The organism is Methyloversatilis sp. S146-33, assembly GCF_059552495.1.
The window spans coordinates 19,198-39,624 of the sequence record NZ_JCANOT010000014.1; the positions used below are offsets into that span (position 1 = coordinate 19,198).

Annotated in this window: 18 protein-coding genes and 1 tRNA gene; 11 read left to right on the forward strand and 8 right to left on the reverse strand. The window is 67.8% G+C overall.

Annotated elements, in window-relative coordinates; all coding sequences use genetic code 11:
• Nucleotides 1-269: 269 nt before the first annotated feature.
• Both AC51BJ_RS02550 and AC51BJ_RS02555 read right to left on the reverse strand, forming a co-directional pair.
• Nucleotides 270-812, reverse strand: a complete 543-nt coding sequence (locus AC51BJ_RS02550; RefSeq protein WP_430433606.1) for a DUF7931 domain-containing protein — start codon at nucleotides 810-812, stop codon at nucleotides 270-272.
• Nucleotides 751-1,881, reverse strand: coding sequence for a JmjC domain-containing protein (locus AC51BJ_RS02555; RefSeq protein ID WP_496279237.1), 1,131 nt, complete (start codon nucleotides 1,879-1,881; stop codon nucleotides 751-753). The genes AC51BJ_RS02550 and AC51BJ_RS02555 overlap by 62 nt, the downstream gene beginning before the upstream one ends.
• Before the next feature lie 81 nt (nucleotides 1,882-1,962).
• Here AC51BJ_RS02555 and rlmD point away from each other — a divergent pair, with 81 nt between their 5' ends.
• Nucleotides 1,963-3,285 (forward strand): 23S rRNA (uracil(1939)-C(5))-methyltransferase RlmD, encoded by a 1,323-nt coding sequence (gene rlmD / locus AC51BJ_RS02560; RefSeq protein ID WP_496279238.1) that lies wholly within the window; start codon nucleotides 1,963-1,965, stop codon nucleotides 3,283-3,285.
• 82 nt (nucleotides 3,286-3,367) lie between these two features.
• Here rlmD and AC51BJ_RS02565 read toward each other — a convergent pair whose 3' ends face one another.
• Entirely contained in the window at nucleotides 3,368-4,057 is a 690-nt protein-coding gene (locus AC51BJ_RS02565; protein ID WP_019918708.1) for a Bax inhibitor-1/YccA family protein, read from the reverse strand.
• Between the two features lie 140 nt (nucleotides 4,058-4,197).
• Between AC51BJ_RS02565 and AC51BJ_RS02570 the strand changes: the two genes are divergently transcribed.
• A tRNA-Ser gene (locus tag AC51BJ_RS02570) sits at nucleotides 4,198-4,287 on the forward strand.
• A 48-nt stretch (nucleotides 4,288-4,335) separates the two neighbouring features.
• Here the strand turns inward: AC51BJ_RS02570 and AC51BJ_RS02575 are convergent.
• Both AC51BJ_RS02575 and rlmM read right to left on the reverse strand, forming a co-directional pair.
• Nucleotides 4,336-5,784 (reverse strand): DEAD/DEAH box helicase, encoded by a 1,449-nt coding sequence (locus AC51BJ_RS02575; protein WP_496279239.1) that lies wholly within the window; start codon nucleotides 5,782-5,784, stop codon nucleotides 4,336-4,338.
• Nucleotides 5,785-6,123: 339 nt separating this feature from the next.
• Entirely contained in the window at nucleotides 6,124-7,224 is a 1,101-nt protein-coding gene (rlmM, locus tag AC51BJ_RS02580) for a 23S rRNA (cytidine(2498)-2'-O)-methyltransferase RlmM (RefSeq protein WP_496279240.1), read from the reverse strand.
• A 98-nt stretch (nucleotides 7,225-7,322) separates the two neighbouring features.
• On the opposite strand from rlmM, the gene AC51BJ_RS02585 reads away from it, so the two are divergent.
• Genes AC51BJ_RS02585 through ugpQ form a run of 4 tightly spaced genes read left to right on the forward strand, consistent with a single transcriptional unit; the run spans nucleotide 7,323 to nucleotide 10,712 of the window.
• Nucleotides 7,323-8,372, forward strand: a complete 1,050-nt coding sequence (locus tag AC51BJ_RS02585; RefSeq protein ID WP_496279241.1) for an aldo/keto reductase — start codon at nucleotides 7,323-7,325, stop codon at nucleotides 8,370-8,372.
• Nucleotides 8,373-8,419: 47 nt separating this feature from the next.
• Nucleotides 8,420-9,781, forward strand: a complete 1,362-nt coding sequence (locus AC51BJ_RS02590) for an extracellular solute-binding protein (RefSeq protein ID WP_496279242.1) — start codon at nucleotides 8,420-8,422, stop codon at nucleotides 9,779-9,781.
• Entirely contained in the window at nucleotides 9,751-9,987 is a 237-nt protein-coding gene (locus tag AC51BJ_RS02595) for a hypothetical protein (RefSeq protein WP_020164255.1), read from the forward strand. The genes AC51BJ_RS02590 and AC51BJ_RS02595 overlap by 31 nt, the downstream gene beginning before the upstream one ends.
• Nucleotides 9,984-10,712, forward strand: coding sequence for a glycerophosphodiester phosphodiesterase (gene ugpQ, locus AC51BJ_RS02600; protein ID WP_496279243.1), 729 nt, complete (start codon nucleotides 9,984-9,986; stop codon nucleotides 10,710-10,712). The genes AC51BJ_RS02595 and ugpQ overlap by 4 nt, the downstream gene beginning before the upstream one ends.
• Nucleotides 10,713-10,715: 3 nt before the next feature.
• On the opposite strand, the gene AC51BJ_RS02605 is transcribed toward ugpQ, so the two are convergent.
• Nucleotides 10,716-11,549, reverse strand: a complete 834-nt coding sequence (locus tag AC51BJ_RS02605) for a substrate-binding periplasmic protein (RefSeq protein ID WP_430433628.1) — start codon at nucleotides 11,547-11,549, stop codon at nucleotides 10,716-10,718.
• Nucleotides 11,550-11,736: 187 nt separating this feature from the next.
• Between AC51BJ_RS02605 and AC51BJ_RS02610 the strand changes: the two genes are divergently transcribed.
• Nucleotides 11,737-13,119 carry an ATP-binding protein gene (locus tag AC51BJ_RS02610; RefSeq protein ID WP_496279244.1) on the forward strand — a complete coding sequence of 461 codons (1,383 nt, stop codon included), beginning with the start codon at nucleotides 11,737-11,739 and terminating at the stop codon, nucleotides 13,117-13,119.
• Nucleotides 13,116-13,766 carry a response regulator gene (locus AC51BJ_RS02615; protein ID WP_496279245.1) on the forward strand — a complete coding sequence of 217 codons (651 nt, stop codon included), beginning with the start codon at nucleotides 13,116-13,118 and terminating at the stop codon, nucleotides 13,764-13,766. The genes AC51BJ_RS02610 and AC51BJ_RS02615 overlap by 4 nt, the downstream gene beginning before the upstream one ends.
• A 7-nt stretch (nucleotides 13,767-13,773) precedes the next feature.
• On the opposite strand, the gene glpK is transcribed toward AC51BJ_RS02615, so the two are convergent.
• Nucleotides 13,774-15,285, reverse strand: coding sequence for a glycerol kinase GlpK (gene glpK / locus AC51BJ_RS02620; RefSeq protein WP_496279246.1), 1,512 nt, complete (start codon nucleotides 15,283-15,285; stop codon nucleotides 13,774-13,776).
• A 192-nt stretch (nucleotides 15,286-15,477) separates the two neighbouring features.
• Here glpK and AC51BJ_RS02625 point away from each other — a divergent pair, with 192 nt between their 5' ends.
• The 3 genes from AC51BJ_RS02625 (at nucleotide 15,478) to AC51BJ_RS02635 (ending at nucleotide 19,506) form a co-directional block, all read left to right on the forward strand.
• Nucleotides 15,478-16,500 carry an LLM class flavin-dependent oxidoreductase gene (locus tag AC51BJ_RS02625; protein WP_496279247.1) on the forward strand — a complete coding sequence of 341 codons (1,023 nt, stop codon included), beginning with the start codon at nucleotides 15,478-15,480 and terminating at the stop codon, nucleotides 16,498-16,500.
• A 97-nt stretch (nucleotides 16,501-16,597) separates the two neighbouring features.
• The gene (gene alaS / locus AC51BJ_RS02630; RefSeq protein ID WP_496279248.1) at nucleotides 16,598-19,216 is read left to right on the forward strand and encodes an alanine--tRNA ligase; all 2,619 of its coding nucleotides are present in this window, start codon (nucleotides 16,598-16,600) and stop codon (nucleotides 19,214-19,216) included.
• Nucleotides 19,213-19,506, forward strand: a complete 294-nt coding sequence (locus tag AC51BJ_RS02635; RefSeq protein WP_430433634.1) for a hypothetical protein — start codon at nucleotides 19,213-19,215, stop codon at nucleotides 19,504-19,506. The genes alaS and AC51BJ_RS02635 overlap by 4 nt, the downstream gene beginning before the upstream one ends.
• Before the next feature lie 62 nt (nucleotides 19,507-19,568).
• Here the strand turns inward: AC51BJ_RS02635 and AC51BJ_RS02640 are convergent, their stop codons facing one another.
• Nucleotides 19,569-20,408: an HDOD domain-containing protein gene (locus AC51BJ_RS02640; RefSeq protein ID WP_496279249.1), complete on the reverse strand. Its 840-nt coding sequence runs from the start codon at nucleotides 20,406-20,408 to the stop codon at nucleotides 19,569-19,571.
• Nucleotides 20,409-20,427: the final 19 nt, after the last annotated feature.

Here is a 20,427-nt window from a genome sequence, read left to right on the forward strand (position 1 = left end):
CCGGGGCCGGAGCGGGTTCAGCAGCCGGGGCCGGGGCAGCAGCCGGAGCGGGTTCAGCAGCCGGAGCCGGGGCTTCTTCCGGCTTCGAGCAAGCGGCCAGGGCAGCGGCGAGGATGGCGGCGAGGAGGAGGGACTTTTGCATTTTGGTTTCCTTGGCTGTTGGCTACAACGTGAATTCGGTAGGACTCCTGATCGAGCTAGCGACCTCGATCAGCCCAAAATAGTAGCACGAGCGTCGCGGATCAAGTTGCACGTCTCGAAACAAGGTTTTACAAGCCGAGTTTTGTTGTGCTGATGCAACAAGAACAGGCCTCCCAGATTTCAGCAAAACGACCTGCGTACCCGGCAATCTCGCTGGCATCGGCGCGTACGTGTTTGCCGCGCCAGTGCGCGTGATGTGTGCGGATCACCGCTTCGCCCGATCCGTTCAGCATGAAGGTTTCGCTCAGATGACGCAGTGTTCGAGGCGTCTGGCGTATGCGCACACGATGCGCTTGTGCGGTGCACAGCGTCCACAGTCGGGGCATGCGGTGTTGCAGCGGTCCGGCGTCGTGCAGCACGACGCGCACCTCGGCCCGCGGTGATTGTGCGAGGGCCCGGGTGAGTGTCTCGACCGCGAGGCGCGAATCGAGCGCAGTGTCGCGCAGATCGGTGTCGAAGATGTCGAGCGAGCGATCGATCTGCGCGATCAACGCACCGATCGCTGTCTGATAGCCGGCGCGATCGTCGAAACGGAAGACACCCGTCTCCTCAGTCAATGGCGGCTCCGGTGTGCAGGAAGCCGTCGCAATACCAGTCGTAGAGCAGGTCAAGCGTACCTTCGTGGTCGGCGGCAACCCTGGGCAATCCGCGCGCGCTGGCGAGTTCGCGCAGCGCATCGGCGCTGCCGGCAGGCAGATCCACCGGCTCGCCGTTGATCCAGAAGTGTTTACCACTGCGCAGCAGCAGCGTTCGTCCGTCCAGGCGCACGCCATGCCGGCCAACTTGTTGCGCGAAGCGTTTCGGAGACAGCGGATCGTCCGGCGGATCGAAGAACACGTGCGGTTTCGGTTCGCTCAGATAGCCGCCGAGGAAGGCCTCGACGTCCTTGCGCGACCACTTGATGGTGTTCAGCACCGCCTCGACCCTGTCTATCATCGCCACCGGCAGCTGGGCCGGATCGGCCTGCAGTGCGAGGTCGGGGTCGGCGTACATGCCGGGCATGCAGATCTCGTCGCGCAGGTAGTCAAGGAAGCCGGTCGCCAGCTCCTGCATCGACGGCGTGCGGAAGCCGATCGAGTAGGTGGTGCATTCGCCTTCGGCGATGCCGTTGTGCGCACACTTGGGCGGCAGGTAGAGCATGTCGCCCGGTTCCAGCACCCACTCCTGTTCGGGCACGAAATTCTTCAGGATGCGCAGCGGTGCGTCCTCTATCAGCGTGAGGTCGGTCTGTTCGCTGATCTGCCAGCGGCGGCGGCCGGTGCCCTGCAGCAGGAACACGTCGTAGGAATCGAAGTGCGGGCCGACGCCGCCGCCATCGGTGGCGTAGCTCACCATCACGTCGTCCAGCCGGGCGTAGGGCACGAAGCTGAAACGGCGCATCAGTGCGTCGGCTTGCGGCAGCAGCATGTTCAGGCCCTGCACCAGCACGGTCCACGGTTTCGTTTTCGGGCGCCGGATCAGCGAGGCCGGCAGCGGGCCTCGCTCCATTTCCCAGTTGCGGCCGTCGTGCGCGATGAAACGCGATTCGACGTCTTCGTCGCGTGCGAGATCGAGCAATTGCTCGCGCGGCAGCAAGCCGTTGAAGCCGGGGATGGCGCCGCGGATGAGCAGCGGTTTCTTCTGCCAGTAGTCGCGCAGGAAGGTACGCGGGCTGAGCCCGCCGAGCAGTGTCTTGTCCATGGGTGCGGATTATCCGCGATGGCGCGGCCGCGGCGCACGCAGCAGGTAAAATCGCGCCCTTTCGCTCTCGCAGGACACGTCATGCCGGTCGCCCGCATCGAATCGCTGGACCACGAAGGTCGCGGCGTCACCCACTACGAAGGCAAGGTCATCTTCGTCGATGGCGCCTTGCCGGGCGAAACCATCGATTTCTCGCCCTACCGCAAGAAGGCGTCCTACGAACTGGCGCAGATCAGCCGCATCGTGAAACCGAGTGCGCAGCGCGTGACGCCGCGCTGCCGCCATTTCGGCAACTGCGGCGGCTGCAGCATGCAGCACCTCGACGTCGCCGCGCAGGCGTCGGCCAAGCAGCGCGTGCTCGAGGACGCCTTGTGGCACGTCGGCCGCGTCAAGCCGGAAACCGTGTTTGCGCCGCTGGTCGGTCCGGGCTGGGGCTATCGCTACCGCGCGCGGCTGTCGGTGCGCTACGTGCCGCGCAAGGGCGGCGTGCTGGTCGGTTTCCGCGAGAAGAAGTCGAGCTACGTCGCCGACATGGACTCCTGTGAGGTGCTGCCGCCGCACGTATCGGCGCTGCTGCTGCCGCTGCGCACACTGATCGACGGCTTTTCGCTGCGTGACCGACTGCCGCAGATCGAGGTCGCCATCGGCGGCGAGCGCGAAGAACAGATGACGGTGCTGGTGTTCCGCATCCTCGAGAAGATGACCGCCGACGACGAGGCAGCGCTGCGCGCCTTTGCCGACGCGCACCGGCTGTACATCTACGTGCAGCCGGGCGGCCCGGACACGGTGCTGCCGTTCTGGCCGATTCCGATGCCCGAACTGGCCTATTCGCTGCCGGATTTCGGCGTGAAGCTGGCGTTCGCGCCGACCGAATTCACGCAGGTGAACCACGGCATCAACCGCTCGTTGTTGCGTCGCGCGATGTCGCTGCTGGCGCCGCAGAAGGGCGAGCGCATCGCCGACATGTTCTGTGGCCTCGGCAATTTCTCGCTGCCGATCGCTTCGCTCGGTGCAGACGTGGTCGGTATCGAGGGTGCCGATGCGCTGGTGAAGCGCGCTGCGCGCAACGCGGCGGCCAACGGGCTGGCCGAGCGGTCGACCTTTGCGGTCGCCAATCTGTTCGAGATCACGCCCGAGTCCTACGCCGCGCTCGGCCGCTTCGACAAGATGCTGATCGATCCGCCGCGCGAGGGCGCGATGGAACTGGTGAAGTCGCTGCCGCACTCGGCCGACGACGCGGCGCCGTCGCGCATCGTCTACGTGTCGTGCAACCCGGCCACACTGGCGCGCGACCTCGAAGTGCTCATCGTGCAGAAGGGTTACCGCCTGCGCGGCGCCGGCATCGCCAACATGTTCCCGCAGACCTCGCACGTCGAGTCGATCGCACTGATCGAACGCGCCTGACGCCGCCGCGTCTGCGGGCAGCAAACAAAAAGGCCCCGCAGGGCTCGCGCCCGCGGGGCCTTGCTGTCGGGATGTGCTGCGCTTACTCGCGCTGGCCGGTCAGTGCCATCAGCAGGTTCAGCAGGCTGACGAACATGTTGTACAGGTTCAGATAGACCGACAGCGACGCCGACACATAGTTGGTCTCACCGCCGCGCACGATGCGCTGGATGTCGTACAGCATCCAGGCGGCCGAAATCAGCACGATGGCGGCCGAGATCGCCAGGTGCAGGCCCGGCATCTGCAGGAAGATGTTGGCGACGATGGCCAGCAGGATGACGATCATGCCGATCATCAGGAAGCTGCCCATGTTCGAGAAGTCGCGCTTGGTCGTTGCGGCGACCGACGACAGCACCAGGAAGGTGACCGCCGTACCGCCGGCCGCCATTGCGATGATGGAGCCACCGTTCGAGAAGCCCAGCGCCACCTGCAGGATGCGGCTCAGCATCAGCCCCATGAAGAAGGTGAAACCGAGCAGCAGGGCGACGCCGAGGCCGCTGTTCTTGTTCTTCTCGATCGCCCACATGAAGCCCCAGGCGATGCCGAGGAAGAGCACGAAGGAAATGAGCGGGCTGCCGGAGAAGAAGCTGAAACGCATCTGCACGCCGACCAGCGCGCCGAGCAGCGTCGGCACCATCGATACGGCCAGCATCATGTAGGTGTTGCGCAGCACGCGGTTCTGCCCGGCGGACAGCGAACCGGTGGTCTGCATGCTCTGGAATTGCGGTTGCATCAATGTCTCCCGAAGGATGATTAGTGTTCTAAAGACTATCGCACAGGGTGCGAAGTTTCAACGCTGCTCATCATGCTAGACTGCGCGCCTCATCGGTAACCCTTGTCTGGCGCCATTGTGCGCATGACAGGCGGCATCCAGGAAGCGTGGCAGAGTGGTTGAATGCACCGGTCTTGAAAACCGGCAACGTCGCAAGGCGTTCGTGAGTTCGAATCTCACCGCTTCCGCCAACACCAAAGAAAACGGCGCCATCGGCGCCGTTGTTGTCACATCCCGCCTCAGCGTTTTCCGCTGCCGCCGAGCAGTGCGGCGACCTGCCGCTTGCCGCTGCGCTTGGCCGGTGTCGGCGCCGATGTGCCGTCGCCACCGTCAGCGGGGGCGTCGGGCGTTGCCGATTCATAGGGCTTGCTGAAGTCGAAGCCGTCGGCGGCGACCGTCGATGCGCTGGCACGGGGCGCACGCGGGGCGCGGGGCGCGTCGCTGGCTGACGGGCGGCTGCGGCGTTCGCCGCGCTCACCGCGTTCGCTGCGCGCTGTACGTTCCGGACGCTCGGACCGTGTCTCGCGGATGCGCGCGCGCGTCGGGTCGAAACCTTCCGGCACGACGATTTCGATCGGCTTGCGGATCAGCTTTTCGATGTCCGCCACACGGCCCTTTTCTTCCGGCGCCGCCAGCGAGATGGCTTCGCCAGAGCGGCCGGCACGGCCGGTGCGGCCGATGCGGTGCACGTAGTCTTCGGCGTTGTGCGGCAGTTCGAAGTTGATCACGAAGGGCAGGTCTTCGATGTCGAGGCCGCGGGCGGCGACGTCGGTCGCCACCAGCACGCGCACGCTGCCGTTCTTGAATGCTTCCAGCGCTTCGGTGCGCTGCTGCTGGCTCTTGTCGCCGTGGATGGCGTCGGCGGCCACGCCCTGGCGTACCAGGTGGTGAGCGAGCCGGCTGGCGCCGAACTTGGTGTTCACGAACACCAGCGCCTGGCGGTCGGCGTAGCTGTCCTGCGTGAGCAGGTGGGTCAGCAGCGCGCGCTTGTCGTCGGTGCCGCAGGCGTGCACACGGTGGGTGATGGTTTCCGCGGTGGCGTTGCGGCGTGCGACCTCGATCAGCTGCGGGTCGCGCAGCATGGCCTGGGCCAGCTTCTTGATCTCCTCGGAGAAGGTGGCGGAGAACAGCAGGCTCTGGCGTTGCGCCGGCAGCAGCGCGAGGATGCGCTTGATGTCCGGGATGAAACCCATGTCCAGCATGCGGTCGGCTTCGTCCAGCACCAGCATCTGCACCTGGCTGAGGCTGATGGTCTTGCCTTCGACGTGGTCGAGCAGGCGGCCCGGCGTGGCGACGACGATTTCGCGGCCCTGGCGCAGTTCGGCGACTTGCGCCTTCATGTCGACGCCGCCGTAGATGCACACCGAACGCAGCGGCAGGTGCTTCGAATAGGTCTTGACGCTCTCGTGCACCTGCATCGCCAGTTCGCGCGTCGGGCAGACGATGAGCGCGCGCACCGGATGGCGGGCGGGCGAGGGCGAGCTGCTGGCGTGCGGTGCGAGGCGCTGCAGCAGCGGCAGCGTGAAGCTGGCGGTCTTGCCGGTACCGGTCTGGGCGCCGCCCATCACGTCACGGCCGGCGAGCACGATGGGGATGGCCTGCGCCTGGATGGGGGTGGGCGTGGTGTAGCCGGTATCGGCCACGGCACGCAGCAGTTCGGGAATCAACCCGAGTTCTTCAAACGACATGGATGCGAAGCTCTCTTGTGCAGAAGCGCGCGCCGGGCGCATTGCCGCGGTGCGTGTTGCTTCTGTGGACTTCCGCCTGGCATGCCGGTTCAGGCTGGGGAAATCGGTTCCGGAAAACCCGGCGCGAGGCGCGCGGCGAGGGTGCCAGCGCGAATGTCGTGCCCGGGGGCGCAGGCGCCAGGGCGGGGGAAGTGGGGATCGGCCATGGGTTCATGGCCGGATCGGAAACTCCGGGCCGCGCCATAACCGGCGAGGCGACTGCGCGCGCATTATCGCACAGGCGGGGCGGGCGCTTGTGGCTGATCTTGAGGCCGGGCGGCGGCCCGGCCTCACAGCGCCTCAGCGCTTGCGCTTGCGACCGCCGCCTGCCTTGCCGGGCACGCCGAGGTAGCAGGTCACTTCCTCACGGTCGTGGTAGAGCTGGCGGCAGCGCAATTCGTGCTTCTTGTCGACCGAGGCCAGCGCCTCGCCAATCAGGTCGGTACAGAGCTGCAGCTCGTCATAGCGCCGCTTCATCGGCAGCTTGAGGTTGAAAATGGCGTGCTGGCACAGGCCCTGCGCAATCCAGCGCGCCACCAGCGCTGCGACCCGGCGAGGCTGTTCGACCATGTCGCACACCAGCCAGTCGACCGGCTTGCGCGGCGCGAAGCGGAAGCCGTCCTCGCGTTTGTGGATCACCAGGCCGGTTTCCAGCAGCTCCGGGTTCATGCGGCCGTTGTCGACCGCGGTCACGTGGATGTGGCGCGACACCAGTTGCCAGGTCCAGCCGCCGGGCGCTGCGCCGAGGTCGACCGCGGTCATGCCCGGCTTGAGCAGGCGCTCCTGTTCGTCCTCGCTCAGCAGCGTGTGGAAGGCTTCGGCCAGTTTCAGCGTCGAGCGCGACGGCGCTTCGCGCGGCATGCGCAGGCGCGGTATGCCGTTCAGCCATTCGCTGCGGCGGTTCGGCCAGCTCAGCGCGACCGTCGCGCGGTCGGCGGCGGTGAACAGCACGTGCAGGCGTGGCGCCGACGGATCGTCGGTGAAGGCGCCGGCCTGTTCCAGCGCCTCGCCCATGTGCGGCTCCAGCTTCTTGGTCATCGACGACAGCGACTTCGCGCCGTCGGTGTCCGGCGTTTCGATCAGGAAGTCGCTGTAGCCGTCGCACAGCGCGCGCGCCGCCTCGACGATGGGCGTCACGCGGTCACCCGGGCTCATGCCCTCGACCGTGCGGCCTGACCACAGCAACTGGCGGGCGAAACAGAGGTCCTGCCAGCGCAGCACGCGGGTCAGTGCCCACAGCGCGCCGCCTTCGGCGCGCGCTTCGACCCAGCCGCTGTTGGCTTCGGCCTGCACCTCGACCAGGTGGCCGGCCTCGCCGCAGCGGTCGGCGATTTCCTGCGCGCATTCGCGCTCGAAGCCGGGGCGGCAGTACAGCAGCAGGCCGTGAAGATTAGTTTTCAAGGTATTTCCGATCAGCGGGAATCGACGTCGCGGGCCGTGGTCTGTGGTACATGTCTGGCCTTCGCCGGACGACACAGCGTTTCACGACACGCAACGAAATGAACAGCAAGGATATCGCGCGGCGCCAGCTCGGGCGCTCCGCGCTTGAGGTGCCGGCCGTTGGCCTGGGCACCATGACCTTCGGCCAGCAGGTCGACGAACGCAGCGCACATGCGCTGATGGACGAAGCCTTCGAAGCCGGCATCAATCTGCTCGACGCGGCCGAAATGTACCCGGTCCCGGCGCGCGCCGAAACCTCCGGCGCCACCGAACGCATCGTCGGCAGCTGGCTGGCGAAGAAGCCGCGCGACAAGGTGATCGTCGCCACCAAGGTGGCCGGACCTGCGCGCGGCATGCCGTGGATACGCGGCGGTCCGCTGGCGCTGGACGCGGCGAACATCCGCGAGGCGGTGGAAGGATCGTTGCGCCGCCTGGGCACCGACTACATCGACCTCTACCAGATCCACTGGCCGGCGCGCAACGTGCCGATGTTTGGCCAGTACGAGTACGACCCGTCGGCTGAGCGCGACGCGGCGTCCTTGCGTAGCCAGCTGGAAGCGATGGCGAAGCTGATCGACGAAGGCAAGGTGCGCCACGTCGGCGTGTCGAACGAAACACCGTGGGGCCTGATGAGCTGCCTGCGTCTGGCCGACGAAGGCCTGCCGCGCGTGGTCAGCATCCAGAACGCCTACCACCTGATGAACCGCACCTTCGACATGGGCCTGTCCGAAGTGTGCGAGCGCGAACAGGTGTCGCTGCTGGCCTATTCGCCGCTCGGCTTCGGTCACCTCAGCGGCAAGTACGTCGCTGACGCGCAGGCTGACGGGCGCATCACCGCCTTTCCGCAGTTCGGCCAGCGCTACTTCAAGGACAATGTTGCGCCGGCCTCGCGTGCCTACGCCGAACTGGCGCGCGCGCACGGTCTGACACCGGCGCAGCTCGCGCTGGCCTTCTGCTACCGCCGGCGCACCGTCGCCTGCACGTTGATCGGCGTGACGTCGGCGACGCAGTTGCGCGAAAATATAGGCGCGTGGACAGTGGTACTGACCGACGACGTCATCGCCGCCATCGACGCCATCCATCTTCGCTACACCAACCCGGCACCCTGACCGGGCGCTGCAGCCGTGTCGCACGGCTGCGAACAGGAGAACAACTGATGCTCAAGAAGTCGTTTGCCGCGCTGCTCGCGGCCAGCGTCGTGTCGTGGCCGCTGATAGTGCATGCGGCCGCCGAAGTGAAGAAGCCGGCGGCGAAGGCGACCAAGCCCGCCGCCAAGTCGACGGCAAAGTCGGCCGCGAAGCCCGCGGCGCCGCAGGAACCGGCGGAGATCGAACTGGCGCACGGGCTGGACGAAGCCGGCGCGTCCGCGTTGCAGACGCTGGTCGATGAATTCAACGCCAGTGGCAAGGGCAAGCAGAAGATCGTGCTGGCGCCGCTGGGCGGCACCGGCGAGAAGCCGCCGGCGATGCAGGTGCTCGACGACGAGGCGCGCCAGCTCTTCCTCGAAGGCAAGCCGCGTTACACGCCGCTGCACGAGGTGATGACCAAGGCGAAGGAGAAGTTCGCTACCGTGCCGATCCCGGCGCCGATGCCGCCTTACCTCGCAGGAACCAAGGGCCGTCTGAATGCGCTGCCGATCGGTCTTACCACGCCGGTCATGTTCTACAACAAGGACGCCTTCGCTCGCGTCGGCCTCGACCCGGCCGCGCCGCCGGACCACTGGTTCACGCTGCAGGCCGCACTCGGCCAGCTGCGCGACGGCGGTTATGCCTGCCCCTACACGAGCGCACGGCCGACGCAGATCCACGTCGACAACATCAGCGCCTGGCACAACGAGCCCTTCGCCCGCAAGAACGGCAAGAAGGGCGAGGCGCTGGCGATCAACGGCCTGGTGCAGGTGAAACATCTTGCGCTGATGTCGTCCTGGTACAAGAGCCGCTACCTGCACATTTTCGGACGCGGCGATGAGGCGGTACCGATGTTCTCCGGCGGTCAGTGCCAGGTGCTCACCGCGCGTTCGTCGGCCTGGCCGCAGATCAAGCGCGACGCCAAGTTCGAAGTCGGTGTCGCGGCGCTGCCCTACCACGACGACATCCGCCAGGCGCCGCGTCACACGCTGGCCGACGGCGCCAGTCTGTGGGTGAGTGCCGGCCGCAGCGCGAGCGAAACGCAGACCATCGCACGCTTCGTCACCTTCGTGCTGGACCCGGACCGACAGGCGCAGTGGGCGCGCGCCACCGGCTTCATTCCGCTGAACCGTGCCGGCATGGTGGCGATCAGCCCGGTCGACGCGCCGACGATAGACGGCGTGGCGCGCGTGGCGCTGCGTCAGCTTTCGAGCAAGCCGGGCACCGCCGAGTCGCACCAGAGCCCGGTGGCCGACAACCCGAAGGTGCGCGCCGTGCTCGATGAGGAGCTGGAAGAGCTGTGGGCCGACCGCAAGCCGGCCAAGGCCGTTCTCGATACCGCAGTACAGAGGGTGGGGCCATGTGCGGCAGCGACCAGCTTGTCCTGCTGATCCGCGCAGCGCGCGAGGACGCGTCGGTGCGAGAGCCGCTGCTCAAGCTGCTCGCGCTCGATGACGCCGCCCGTGTGCGGGCGATCGAGAAGTGGGTGAAGGAGGGCGTGGCCGCGGGGCAGTCGATCGAGCTGCTGTCGGCCATTGCCTGGCTGACCGACGACGACGTGGCGCGCGAGGCGCGCGACGTACTGGCGCAGTCGTGAGCACCTGGCCCTGGCCGCTGTGGATCGCCCACCGCGGCGGCGGGGCCGCCGCACCCGAGAACACGCTGGCCGCCATCCGTATCGGCGCGGCGGCGGGTTTCCGCATGGTCGAGTTCGACGTGATGCTCAGTCGCGACGGCGTGCCGCTGCTGATTCACGACGAAACGCTGGAGCGTACGACCGACGGTGATGGCCGCGTCTGCGAGCACGACTTCGCAGCCCTGCAGCGACTCGACGCCGGCAGCTGGCACGGTCCTGCCTTCACCGGCGAACGCCTGCCCTCGCTCGAACAGGCACTCGACCTTCTGCTGGCGCTGGATCTGGACGCCAATATCGAAATCAAGCCTGCCCGCGGTTTCGAGCAGGCGACCGGCGAAGCGGCGGCCCGTCTGATCGCGGCGCGCTGGCCCGCCGACCGCCGCCCCCCCTTGCTGTCCTCCTTCGACTTTCCGGCGCTCGACGCCGCGCGTCGCGTCGCGCCGCAGTTGCCGCGCGGCCTGCTGTTCGAAGAGGTGCCCGAGGACTGGCGTGCACAGATGCAGGCGCATGAAGCGGTGTCGCTGCACTGCGACCACAGCCGGCTGAGCGCCGACAGCATGCGCGACATCGTGTCGGCCGGCGTGCCGTTGCTCTGCTACACGGTCAACGACGCCGCGCGTGCAGCGGCGCTGGTCGCGGCCGGCGTCAGCGGACTGTTCACCGACCGGCTCGATCTGCTGACCTGACGCCTACAGCGGCGGCATGCGGGTGACCGCGTGCTGCTTGAAGATGCGGTCCAGCGTGCCGTCGCGTTCGAGTTCCGCGAGTGCCGACTGCAGCGCCTGCGCGAGCGCCTCGTCGTCGGCGCCGACCGCCAGGCCGAGCGCCCATCCAGCCTGCGGCAGGCCGGGCAGCGGCGGCGGCATGCTCATCGTGAAGCGCTTGCCAGTGGCGGCCATCATCGGTTCGACCTGGCTGCGCATGCCGAAGAAGCCGGCAATCCGGCCCTCTTCCAGTGCGCGCCGGGCGTCGTCCATCGAATGGAAATGCTGCACCTGGCTGCGCAGTCGTCCGGCGTTCGAGGACAGCAGCGCCATCGACATGATGGATTCGCTCTCCGCCCCCAGCGCCTGACCGTCGATGTCAGTCACCGCGTCGAGCTTGGGCAGCAGCTCTGTCGAGCGGATGGCGGCCAGGGTTTCGCGGTGGTATGCGCCGAAGATCTTCACCTGCGGATTGCGTGCGCTCATCGTCGCATCGACCGGCACATGCATCATCACGTCGGACACGCCCGGGCCGAGGACGGTGCCTTTCCAGACGATGTTGCGCAGGTCGTCGTTCATGTTCTCGTCGGCGTCGTAGCTGCGCACGTCGGCCTTCACGCCCAGCCGCTCGGCCAGCGCGCGGCCGAGGTCAACGTCGATGCCGCGCCCGGCGTCGGCGTAGGGCGAGAAATCCTTGTAAACCCCGATGCGCAATGTGCCGCTTGAGCGGACTTCAGCGAGGTCGCGCGCCTCGGCGTGCGTGCTGGCGAAGGCGCAGACGGCGACGATCAGTGCGGTGGCGAAGGGCAGGGCGGGCATCGGCAGACTCCGTTGGTGAGGTGGGTGGAGCTTAGATGCCGGCCCGACTGCAGGCACCGGCGTTCTGCAGCGGGCCAGCCAGTCAATTTGCCCGCAGTGCGTTCCGGGCGTCCGGCCTATCATTGCCGCCGCTGCCGCCCTGTGCGCCGACAGCGTGCCCCGGTCACCCTCTCGATTGTCCCTGCCGATGAAACGCGTCGACCTCAAGCGCATCCTGCTGCTGCGCATCACGCTGTTCGCGCTCGTGCTGCTGCTCTGCGCGATTGCCGTCACGCTGAAACAGACCCGCGACCGCCTCCACGCCGACCTGCCGCGCACTGGCGGCACGATGAAGCAGCTGATCGAAACCGAAATCGCGCGCGCGACGCCACCCTTCGTGCGCGATCTGCACGGCATCGAACTGACCGGGCTGGAGGGGATAGGGCGGCTGGTGCACTTCTGTGCAGCGGTGACCGATATCTACAGCCGGCCGGTGGTGCAGCGCTGCTTCGGCGACGCCGAGGCGCCGCGCTGGCTGCCGGCGTCGCTGATGCGCAGCGTGGTCGGCGAGGAGGCGCGTTATATCGGCCCGGTCGGCAAGTATCCGGGCATCAAGGTGGGCGAGCTCACGGTAACGCCCAACTTCGCCAGCGTCGCCCAGTCGGTGTGGTCGGACATCCGCAACCTGCTGATCATCACCGCCGGCGTGCTGCTGCTCAACGTGCTGGTCTATCTGCCGGTGCGCCGCGTGCTGCGGCCGACCGACGACATCCTGCGCGGACTCGGGCGGATGGAGGCGGGAGACCTGTCGGTGCGGCTGCCGTCCTTCGAGTTGATCGAGCTGCAGCGCATCAGTGACGTGTTCAACCACCTGGCCCAGCGACTGGAACACACGATGGGCGAGCAGCGCGAACTGGCGCGCCGGCTGCTCGAAGTGCGCGAGGAGGAGCGGCGCCGGCTGGCGCGCGAACTGCACGACGAGCTGGGGCAGTGCCTCACCTCGATACAGGCCGAAGCGGCCTATGCGCGCGAGCTGGCGCACGATCAGCTGCCGGCGCTGACGCCCAGCGCCGAGGCGATTTCGCGGATCACCGCGCACATGATGGAGGTGCTGCAGCTCATCCTGCGCGAACTGCGGCCGGTGGGGCTGGAAGCCTTCGGCCTGGCGGCCAGCCTGGAACAGCTGATCGACAGTCGCAACCGCAGCAGCCATGGCCGCTGCCTGCACACGCTGAAGATCGAGGGCGACGTCGGCGGGCTTGCCGACAACCTGAACGTGAGCCTCTACCGCATCGTCCAGGAGAGCCTGACCAATGCGCAGAAGCACGCCGACGCGCGCCACATTGCGGTGACACTGCGTTGCGACGGCAACGAACTGCGGCTATGCGTCGACGACGACGGCCGCTCGGAACCCGGCTCGACCTTCGACGGCGGGCTCGGCGTACTCGGCATGCGCGAGCGCGTGCAGGCCCTCGGTGGCCGGCTGACGCTGACGCTGCGCGACGAAGGCGGCCTGCGCGTCGAAGTCATCGTGCCGGCCGACGCCGGACGGCCGAGCCCGGCCGCCAACGTACAGGAGATGCACGCATGATCCGTCTGTTGCTGGTCGATGACCACGCCGTGGTGCGCGAGGGCTACCGACGCCTGCTCGAACGCCGCGCCGACCTGCGCATCGAGGCCGAGGCGGCCAGCGCGAACGAGGCGCTGACCGCCTTCCGCGCGGTGCAGCCCGATGTCGTCGTTCTCGATCTGGGCCTGCCCGACATGGGCGGCGTCGAACTGGTGCGCCGGCTCGTACAGCGCGACGCGCGTGCGCGCATCCTGGTGTTCAGCATGCACCGTGACCCGCTGTTCGCGTCGCAGGCGCTGCGCGCCGGCGCGCTCGGCTACGTCACCAAAAGTTGCGCGCCGGACGTGCTGATCGACGCGGTCTATCAGGTCGCGGCGCGCCGCCGCGTGCTCAGCCCGGATATCGCGCCGGAACTGGCGCTGGCATTGCTGAACGACGCCGACAATCCGCTCGACGCGCTGTCGCCGCGCGAATTCGAAGTGCTGCGCATGCTGCTCGACGGCCGCTCGGCCGACGAGATCGGGCAGGCGCTGCACATCAGCCCTAAGACCGCGCAGAACACGCACTACCAGATCAAGGCCAAGCTCGGCACCCGCACCGACATCGACCTGGTGCGTCTGGCGATGAAGTGGGGCTTGGGTGCGTCAGAGGGCGCGGCCGACGCTTGAACGGCCTTCAGCCGATGGCGCGCGCATAGGCCAGCGTAGCGGCGATGGCGGCCTGCCAGCGCGGACCCAGGTGATCGTACAGGTCCGTTTGCCTGACCTCGAAGATGCGGCCGTCGCCCTCCGGTGGCGACATGTCGACACCGCAGCCGCGCGCCGCCAGCAGCGCAGCGCCGAGCGCCGTCGTTTCCTGTGTCGGCGCAACGCGCACCGTGCAGCCGAGCAGGTCGGCCTGCATCTGCATCAGCAGCGCGTTGGCGGAGCCGCCGCCATCGACGCGCAATTCGCGCAACGCCGACCCGGCGTCGGCTTCCATCGCCCGCATCACGTCCACCGTCTGCAGCGAGATCGATTCGAGCGCGGCGCGCGCGATGTGTGCCCGCGTCGTGCCGCGGCTGAGGCCGAACATCGTGCCGCGCGCAGCCGGCGACCAGTGCGGTGCGCCCAGCCCGGTGAAGGCTGGCACCACGGTGACGCCACCGCTGTCCGGCACGCTGGCCGCCAGCGCCTCGACGTCGGACGAGCGGGCGATCAGACCGAGCCCGTCGCGCAGCCACTGCACCAGCGCGCCGGTCACGAAAACGCTGCCTTCGAGCGCGTATTCGATGCCGTCGGCGGTCTGCGCGGCGCAGGTGGTCAGCAGGCCGTGCCGCGACACGATGGCGTGGCGGCCGGTATGCATCAGCATGAAACAGCCGGTGCCGTAGGTGTTCTTGGCCAGACCGGGCGCGGTGCAGCCCTGGCCGTACAGCGCCGCCTGCTGGTCGCCGGCGATGCCGCTCACCGGCAGCGCGCGGCCGAACAGCATGGGCTCGGTTTCGGCCAGCATGCCGCTGGACGGCACGATGTCCGGCAGCAGCGCCCGCGGCACGCGGAACAGCGCCAGCAGGTCGTCGTCCCAGCGGCCGCTGCGGATGTCCAGCAACTGCGTACGACTGGCGTTGGTGAGGTCGGTCAGGTGGCGGCGGCCGCCGGTGAGCTGCCACACCAGCCAGCTGTCCATCGTGCCGCAGGCCAGTTCGCCGCGTTCTGCCCGTTCGCGCGCGCCCGGTACCTGGTCGAGCAGCCAGGCGATCTTGCTGGCTGAGAAGTAGGGATCGAGCACCAGCCCGGTCCGGTGGCGTACGAAGTCCTCGTGGCCATCGGCGCGCAGGCGTTCGCAGATGTCGGCGGTGCGGCGGTCCTGCCAGACGATGGCCGGCGCCAGCGGGGTGCCGGTCGCGCGCTCCCACAGCAGCACGGTTTCGCGCTGGTTGGTGATGCCGATGGCGGCGATTCGGTCCGCCTTCACTGCTGCGCGCAGCAGGGCTTCGTGCGCGCAGGCCAGCGTGTCGGTCCAGATGCGCAGCGCGTCGTGCTCGACCCAGCCGGGCTGCGGATAGCTCTGCGGCAGTTCGCGCTGGGCCATCGCGACCACGCGACCGGTGGCGTCGAACACCAGGGCGCGCGAACTGGTGGTGCCCTGATCGAGCGCGAGAATGAAGCGCTGTGCAGTGTTCGAAGAGGCGGTCACGGCGGTCATCCTCCATTCGCGGGTCGATGTGACTGGGGCGGGTACGCGCGCGCTGGCGGCAGGCCCGACGATACCGGGCCGGCGCGTGCTTGCAAACTTTCGCGCCGCCCCGATATCCACTGACATGCCGGCGAGCAGCGTAGGCAGGGCGCGCCGCGCCGACGCCCGCCTTCACCGCAGTACTTTCAAGCTGGAGTCCCGATGTCCGAACCGTTCACCATTCCACTGTCCATGCTCGATCTGGTGCCGGTGCGCCACGGCGGCAGCGTGGCTGATGCCCTGCAGGAATCCGTCGCACTGGCGCGCCACGTCGAGCAGCTCGGCTTCCAGCGATACTGGCTGGCCGAGCACCACAATATGGACGGCATCGCCAGCGCGGCGACCGCCGTGCTGATCGGCCACGTGGCCGGCCAGACCTCGCGCATCCGTGTCGGCTCGGGCGGCGTCATGCTGCCCAATCACGCGCCGCTGGTGGTGGCGGAAAACTTCGGCACGCTGGCGACGCTGTACCCGGGGCGCATCGATCTGGGTCTCGGCCGAGCGCCGGGCGCCGACCGCGCGACCATGCGTGCGCTGCGCCGCGATCTGTCGAGCAACGGCGACGACTTCCCGGAGCAGGTGGCAGAGCTGCGTGACTTGCTGGCCCCGGCGCAGCCGGGTCAGGCCGTGCGTGCGATGCCGGGCGAAGGCACCGAAGTGCCGGTGTGGCTGCTCGGCTCCAGCCTGTTCAGTGCGCAGCTGGCGGCCCAGCTGGGCCTGCCCTATGCCTTCGCCGCCCATTTCGCACCGCGCATGATGCTGGAGGCGGCCCGCATGTACCGCGCACTGTTCCGGCCGTCAGCCGTGCTCGACCGCCCGCACCTGATGCTGGGTGTGCCGGTGGTGGCCGCCGACAGCGACGACGAGGCACGCTGGCTCGCCACCTCGACGCAGCAGCGCGTGCTGGCGCTGCTGCGTGGCGAATCGCTGCGGCTGCGCCCGCCGGTGGTCGACATGACGCCGCTGTGGGCCGGGCACGAGAAGGCGTCGGTCGATGCCTTCCTCGCCGAAGCGGTGGTCGGCGGGCCCGATACCGTGCGCCGCGGCCTTGCGTCGCTGGTCGAGCGCACCGGCGCCGACGAACTGATGGTGGTGACCGATATCCACGACTTCGCGCTGCGCCTGCGTTCCTGCCGCATCGTCGCCGAGGTGGCCGGCGTCAGTGCGGAGCCTGCCGTCGCCTGAACGCTGCTACGGCCATCGGGCCGGCGGCGGCGCGAATGCTAGAATCCGCGACTGTTTTCGCGCCGCAGCGCGCGCCCTGAAATCCTGATTGCCGACCATGAACAGCGCCGATATCCGCTCCGCCTTCCTGAATTTCTTCGCTTCCAAGGGCCACCAGATCGTGGCTTCCAGCTCGCTGGTGCCGCACGAGGACCCGACGCTGCTGTTCACCAACGCCGGCATGAACCAGTTCAAGGACGTGTTCCTCGGCTTCGACAAGCGCAGCTACAACCGCGCCACCACCTCGCAGAAATGCGTGCGCGCCGGCGGCAAGCACAACGATCTGGAAAACGTCGGCTATACCGCGCGTCACCACACCTTCTTCGAAATGCTGGGCAACTTCAGCTTCGGCGACTACTTCAAGCGCGACGCCATCGCGTTTGCCTGGGAGCTGCTGACCGAGGTTTTCAAGCTGCCGAAAGACAAGCTCACGATCACCGTCTATGCCGAAGACGACGAAGCCTTCGACATCTGGACGAAAGAGATCGGCGTGCCGGCCGAGCGCGTCATCCGCATCGGCGACAACAAGGGCGCGCGCTACGCCTCGGACAACTTCTGGATGATGGGCGACACCGGCCCCTGCGGCCCGTGTACCGAAATCTTCTACGACCACGGCGCGCACATTCCGGGTGGGCCGCCGGGTTCGCCGGACGAGGACGGCGACCGTTTCATCGAAATCTGGAACAACGTGTTCATGCAGTACAACCGCGACGAGGCGGGTGTGCTGCATCCGCTGCCCAAGCCCAGCGTGGACACCGGCATGGGTCTGGAGCGCATCGCCGCCGTGCTGCAGGGCGTGCACAGCAATTACGAGATCGACCTGTTCGTTGCGCTGATCGCGGCGGCCGCGCGTGAAACGCACACCACCGACCTCGACAATCCGTCGCTGAAGGTGCTGGCCGACCACATCCGCGCCTGTTCCTTCCTGATCGCCGACGGCGTCATCCCGGGCAACGAAGGTCGTGGCTACGTGCTCCGCCGCATCATCCGCCGCGCCATCCGCCACGGCTACAAGCTGGGCGCGCGCGCCGCCTTCTTCCACCGCATGGTGCCGGACCTGGTGGCGCAGATGGGCGCTGCCTACCCGGATCTGGCGGCAGCGCAGCAGAAGGTGATGGAAGTGCTGCGGCAGGAGGAAGAGCGCTTCTTTGCGACCATCGCCAACGGCATGGACATCCTTGAATCGGCACTGGCCGCGCTGGCGCAGGGCGCCGCGCTGGACGGCGAAACCGCATTCAAGCTGCACGACACCTACGGCTTCCCGCTCGACCTGACCGCCGACATCTGCCGCGAGCGCGGCGTGACGGTGGATACCGAAGGCTTCGACGCCGCGATGGCGCGACAGAAGGAACAGGCGCGCGCCGCCGGCAAGTTCAAGATGGCGACCGCGCTGGAGTACGACGGCGTACAGACCACTTTCCGCGGATACGACACGCTGGACGCGGCCGGCAAGGTGGTGGCGCTATACCGCGACGGCGCGCCGGTGAGCGAACTGCACGAGGGCGAACTGGGCGTCGTGGTGCTCGACGAAACCCCGTTCTATGCGGAATCTGGTGGTCAGGTCGGCGACCGCGGCGAACTGCGCGCGGCACAGGGCATCTTCAAGGTCGAGGACACGCTGAAGATACAGGCCGCGGTGTTCGGTCACCACGGCGTCGTCGGTACCGGCCGCATCGCGGTCGGCGACAGCGTGAGCGCGCGCGTCGATGTGCGCGCCCGCGCCGCGACCGCACGCAACCATTCGGTCACTCACCTGATGCACAAGGCCTTGCGTGAGGTGCTCGGTGATCACGTGCAGCAGAAGGGCTCGCTGGTCGACGCCGACAAGACCCGTTTCGACTTCGTGCATACCGCGCCGATGACCGACGACGAGATCACCCGCGTCGAGCGCATCGTCAATGCAGAGATTCTCGCCAACGCCGCCACCCAGGCGCGCGTGATGGGGATCGAGGACGCGCAGAAGTCGGGCGCGATGATGCTGTTCGGCGAGAAGTACGGCGACGAGGTGCGCGTGCTGGACATCGGTTCGTCGCGCGAACTGTGCGGCGGCACTCACGTGGCGCGCACCGGCGACATCGGCCTGTTCAAGATCACGGTCGAAGCCGGTGTGGCCGCCGGCATCCGCCGCGTCGAGGCCATCACCGGCGAGAACGCGGTGGCCTTCGTGCAGCGTCAGGACAGGCTGGTGTCGGAAGCGGCCGCCGCGTTCAAGGCGCCGGCCAATGAGCTGCCGGCCAAGATCGCCCAGGTGATCGACAACGTGCGCGCGCTGGAAAAGGAGATCGCCCGCCTGAAGAGCAAGCTCGCCGCCAGCCAGGGCGACGAGCTGGCGGCGCAGGCGGTTGCGGTCGGCGGCGCCAAGGTTCTGGCCGCGGTGATGGAAGGTGCCGACGTGCCGGCGCTGCGCGAAACGCTGGACAAGCTGCGCGACAAGCTCGGCTCGGCCGCCATCGTGCTTGCCGCGGTGAGCGACGGCAAGGTGAGCCTGATCGCCGGTGTCACGCCGGATCTGACGGCGAAGGTGAAGGCGGGCGAACTGGTCAATTTCGTTGCTGCGCAGGTCGGCGGCAAGGGCGGCGGCAAGCCGGACATGGCGCAGGCGGGCGGCACCCAGCCGGACAACCTGCCGGCGGCGCTGGCCGGTGTCGGCAAATGGGTGGAAGGAAAGCTCGGATGAAAATCGCAGCAGTGTTGCTGATGGCGCTGGCTTCGGCGTGCGCGCTGGCCGGCGAGGGCGCGGTGATCGAGGCGACCACCGCCGCCGGCGAGAAGGTCGAACTGATGCCGGACGGCCGCTGGCGCTTCGTCGACGCGGCGAAGCAGGCCGAGGCGAAGAAGGTGGCCGACACCTACCCGCAGAATCATCTGCGACCGGAAGGTGCGCAGGGCGGCTGGTTCGGCACCCGCACCATCCTGCCCGGCGACAAGGACTACAACCGCGGCACGCTGAATCCGAAGATGCGCTGAACGCCGTAACGAAAATGCCGCCCGCGGGCGGCATTTTTCATTGCAGCGCGGGCGTGGCGCCTTCAGTCCGCCTGTTGGTCACCGGCCGCACGCTCGGCGCAGCTGCGGATGTCCTGCAGGATGCCGGCGGGGTCGAGTCCGCACATGTCGGTCACCGTGTTGTCGAGCCGCTGCACGATGTCCTCGGGCGCAGTCTGCTGTTCGAGTTCGAAGGCGCACTGCGCGGCCAGATGGGCCAGACGGGCGAGCAGACTGGCGTCCGGATTGCGCGGCTGGCAGTAGTACTCGAGCGCGGCTGCAATATCGTCCGGGAAGTTCCAGCGCATTGCCAGTTCGGCGCCGACCTCGCAGTGATGGGTGTTCAGCTTGTGCTGTTCCACCGTCGCGCGCTCGCTCATGCCCAGCCCCTGACATTCGCGCAGGATTTCGTCGGCGACGCGCGGGAAGGCGATGTGGATCATCAGCTGGCCGACGCGCAGCATCAGACCGGCGCTGTAGGCGCGCTCGGCGTTCTCGCCGGCGCGTCGCGCCAGCTGCGATGTGATCGACGCGGTCAGCAGTGCGTGACGCCAGAACGACTGCAGGTCGACGCCCGGCACCTTGGGAAAACTGCTGCTGACGCCGGCCGAGATCACCAGCGTGCGCATCGCGCGCGTGCCGATCAGCGACACCGCCTCGTCGATCGACCCCACTGCACGGCGGCTGCCGTAGTAGCCCGAGTTGGCAAGTTTCAGCACACGCGCGGAAATGGTCGGATCAGTGCGGATCTCACCGATCAGTGGCAGCAGATCGGCGTCTTCGTCGCGCAGTGTCTCGATCATCTTCTGCACGACGCGCGGAATGCTCGGCAACTGGCCAGCCGCGGCGAACAGGCGTTCGATGGCATGTGTACGGGAAATCATTGCTGCGTCTTTCCGGCAG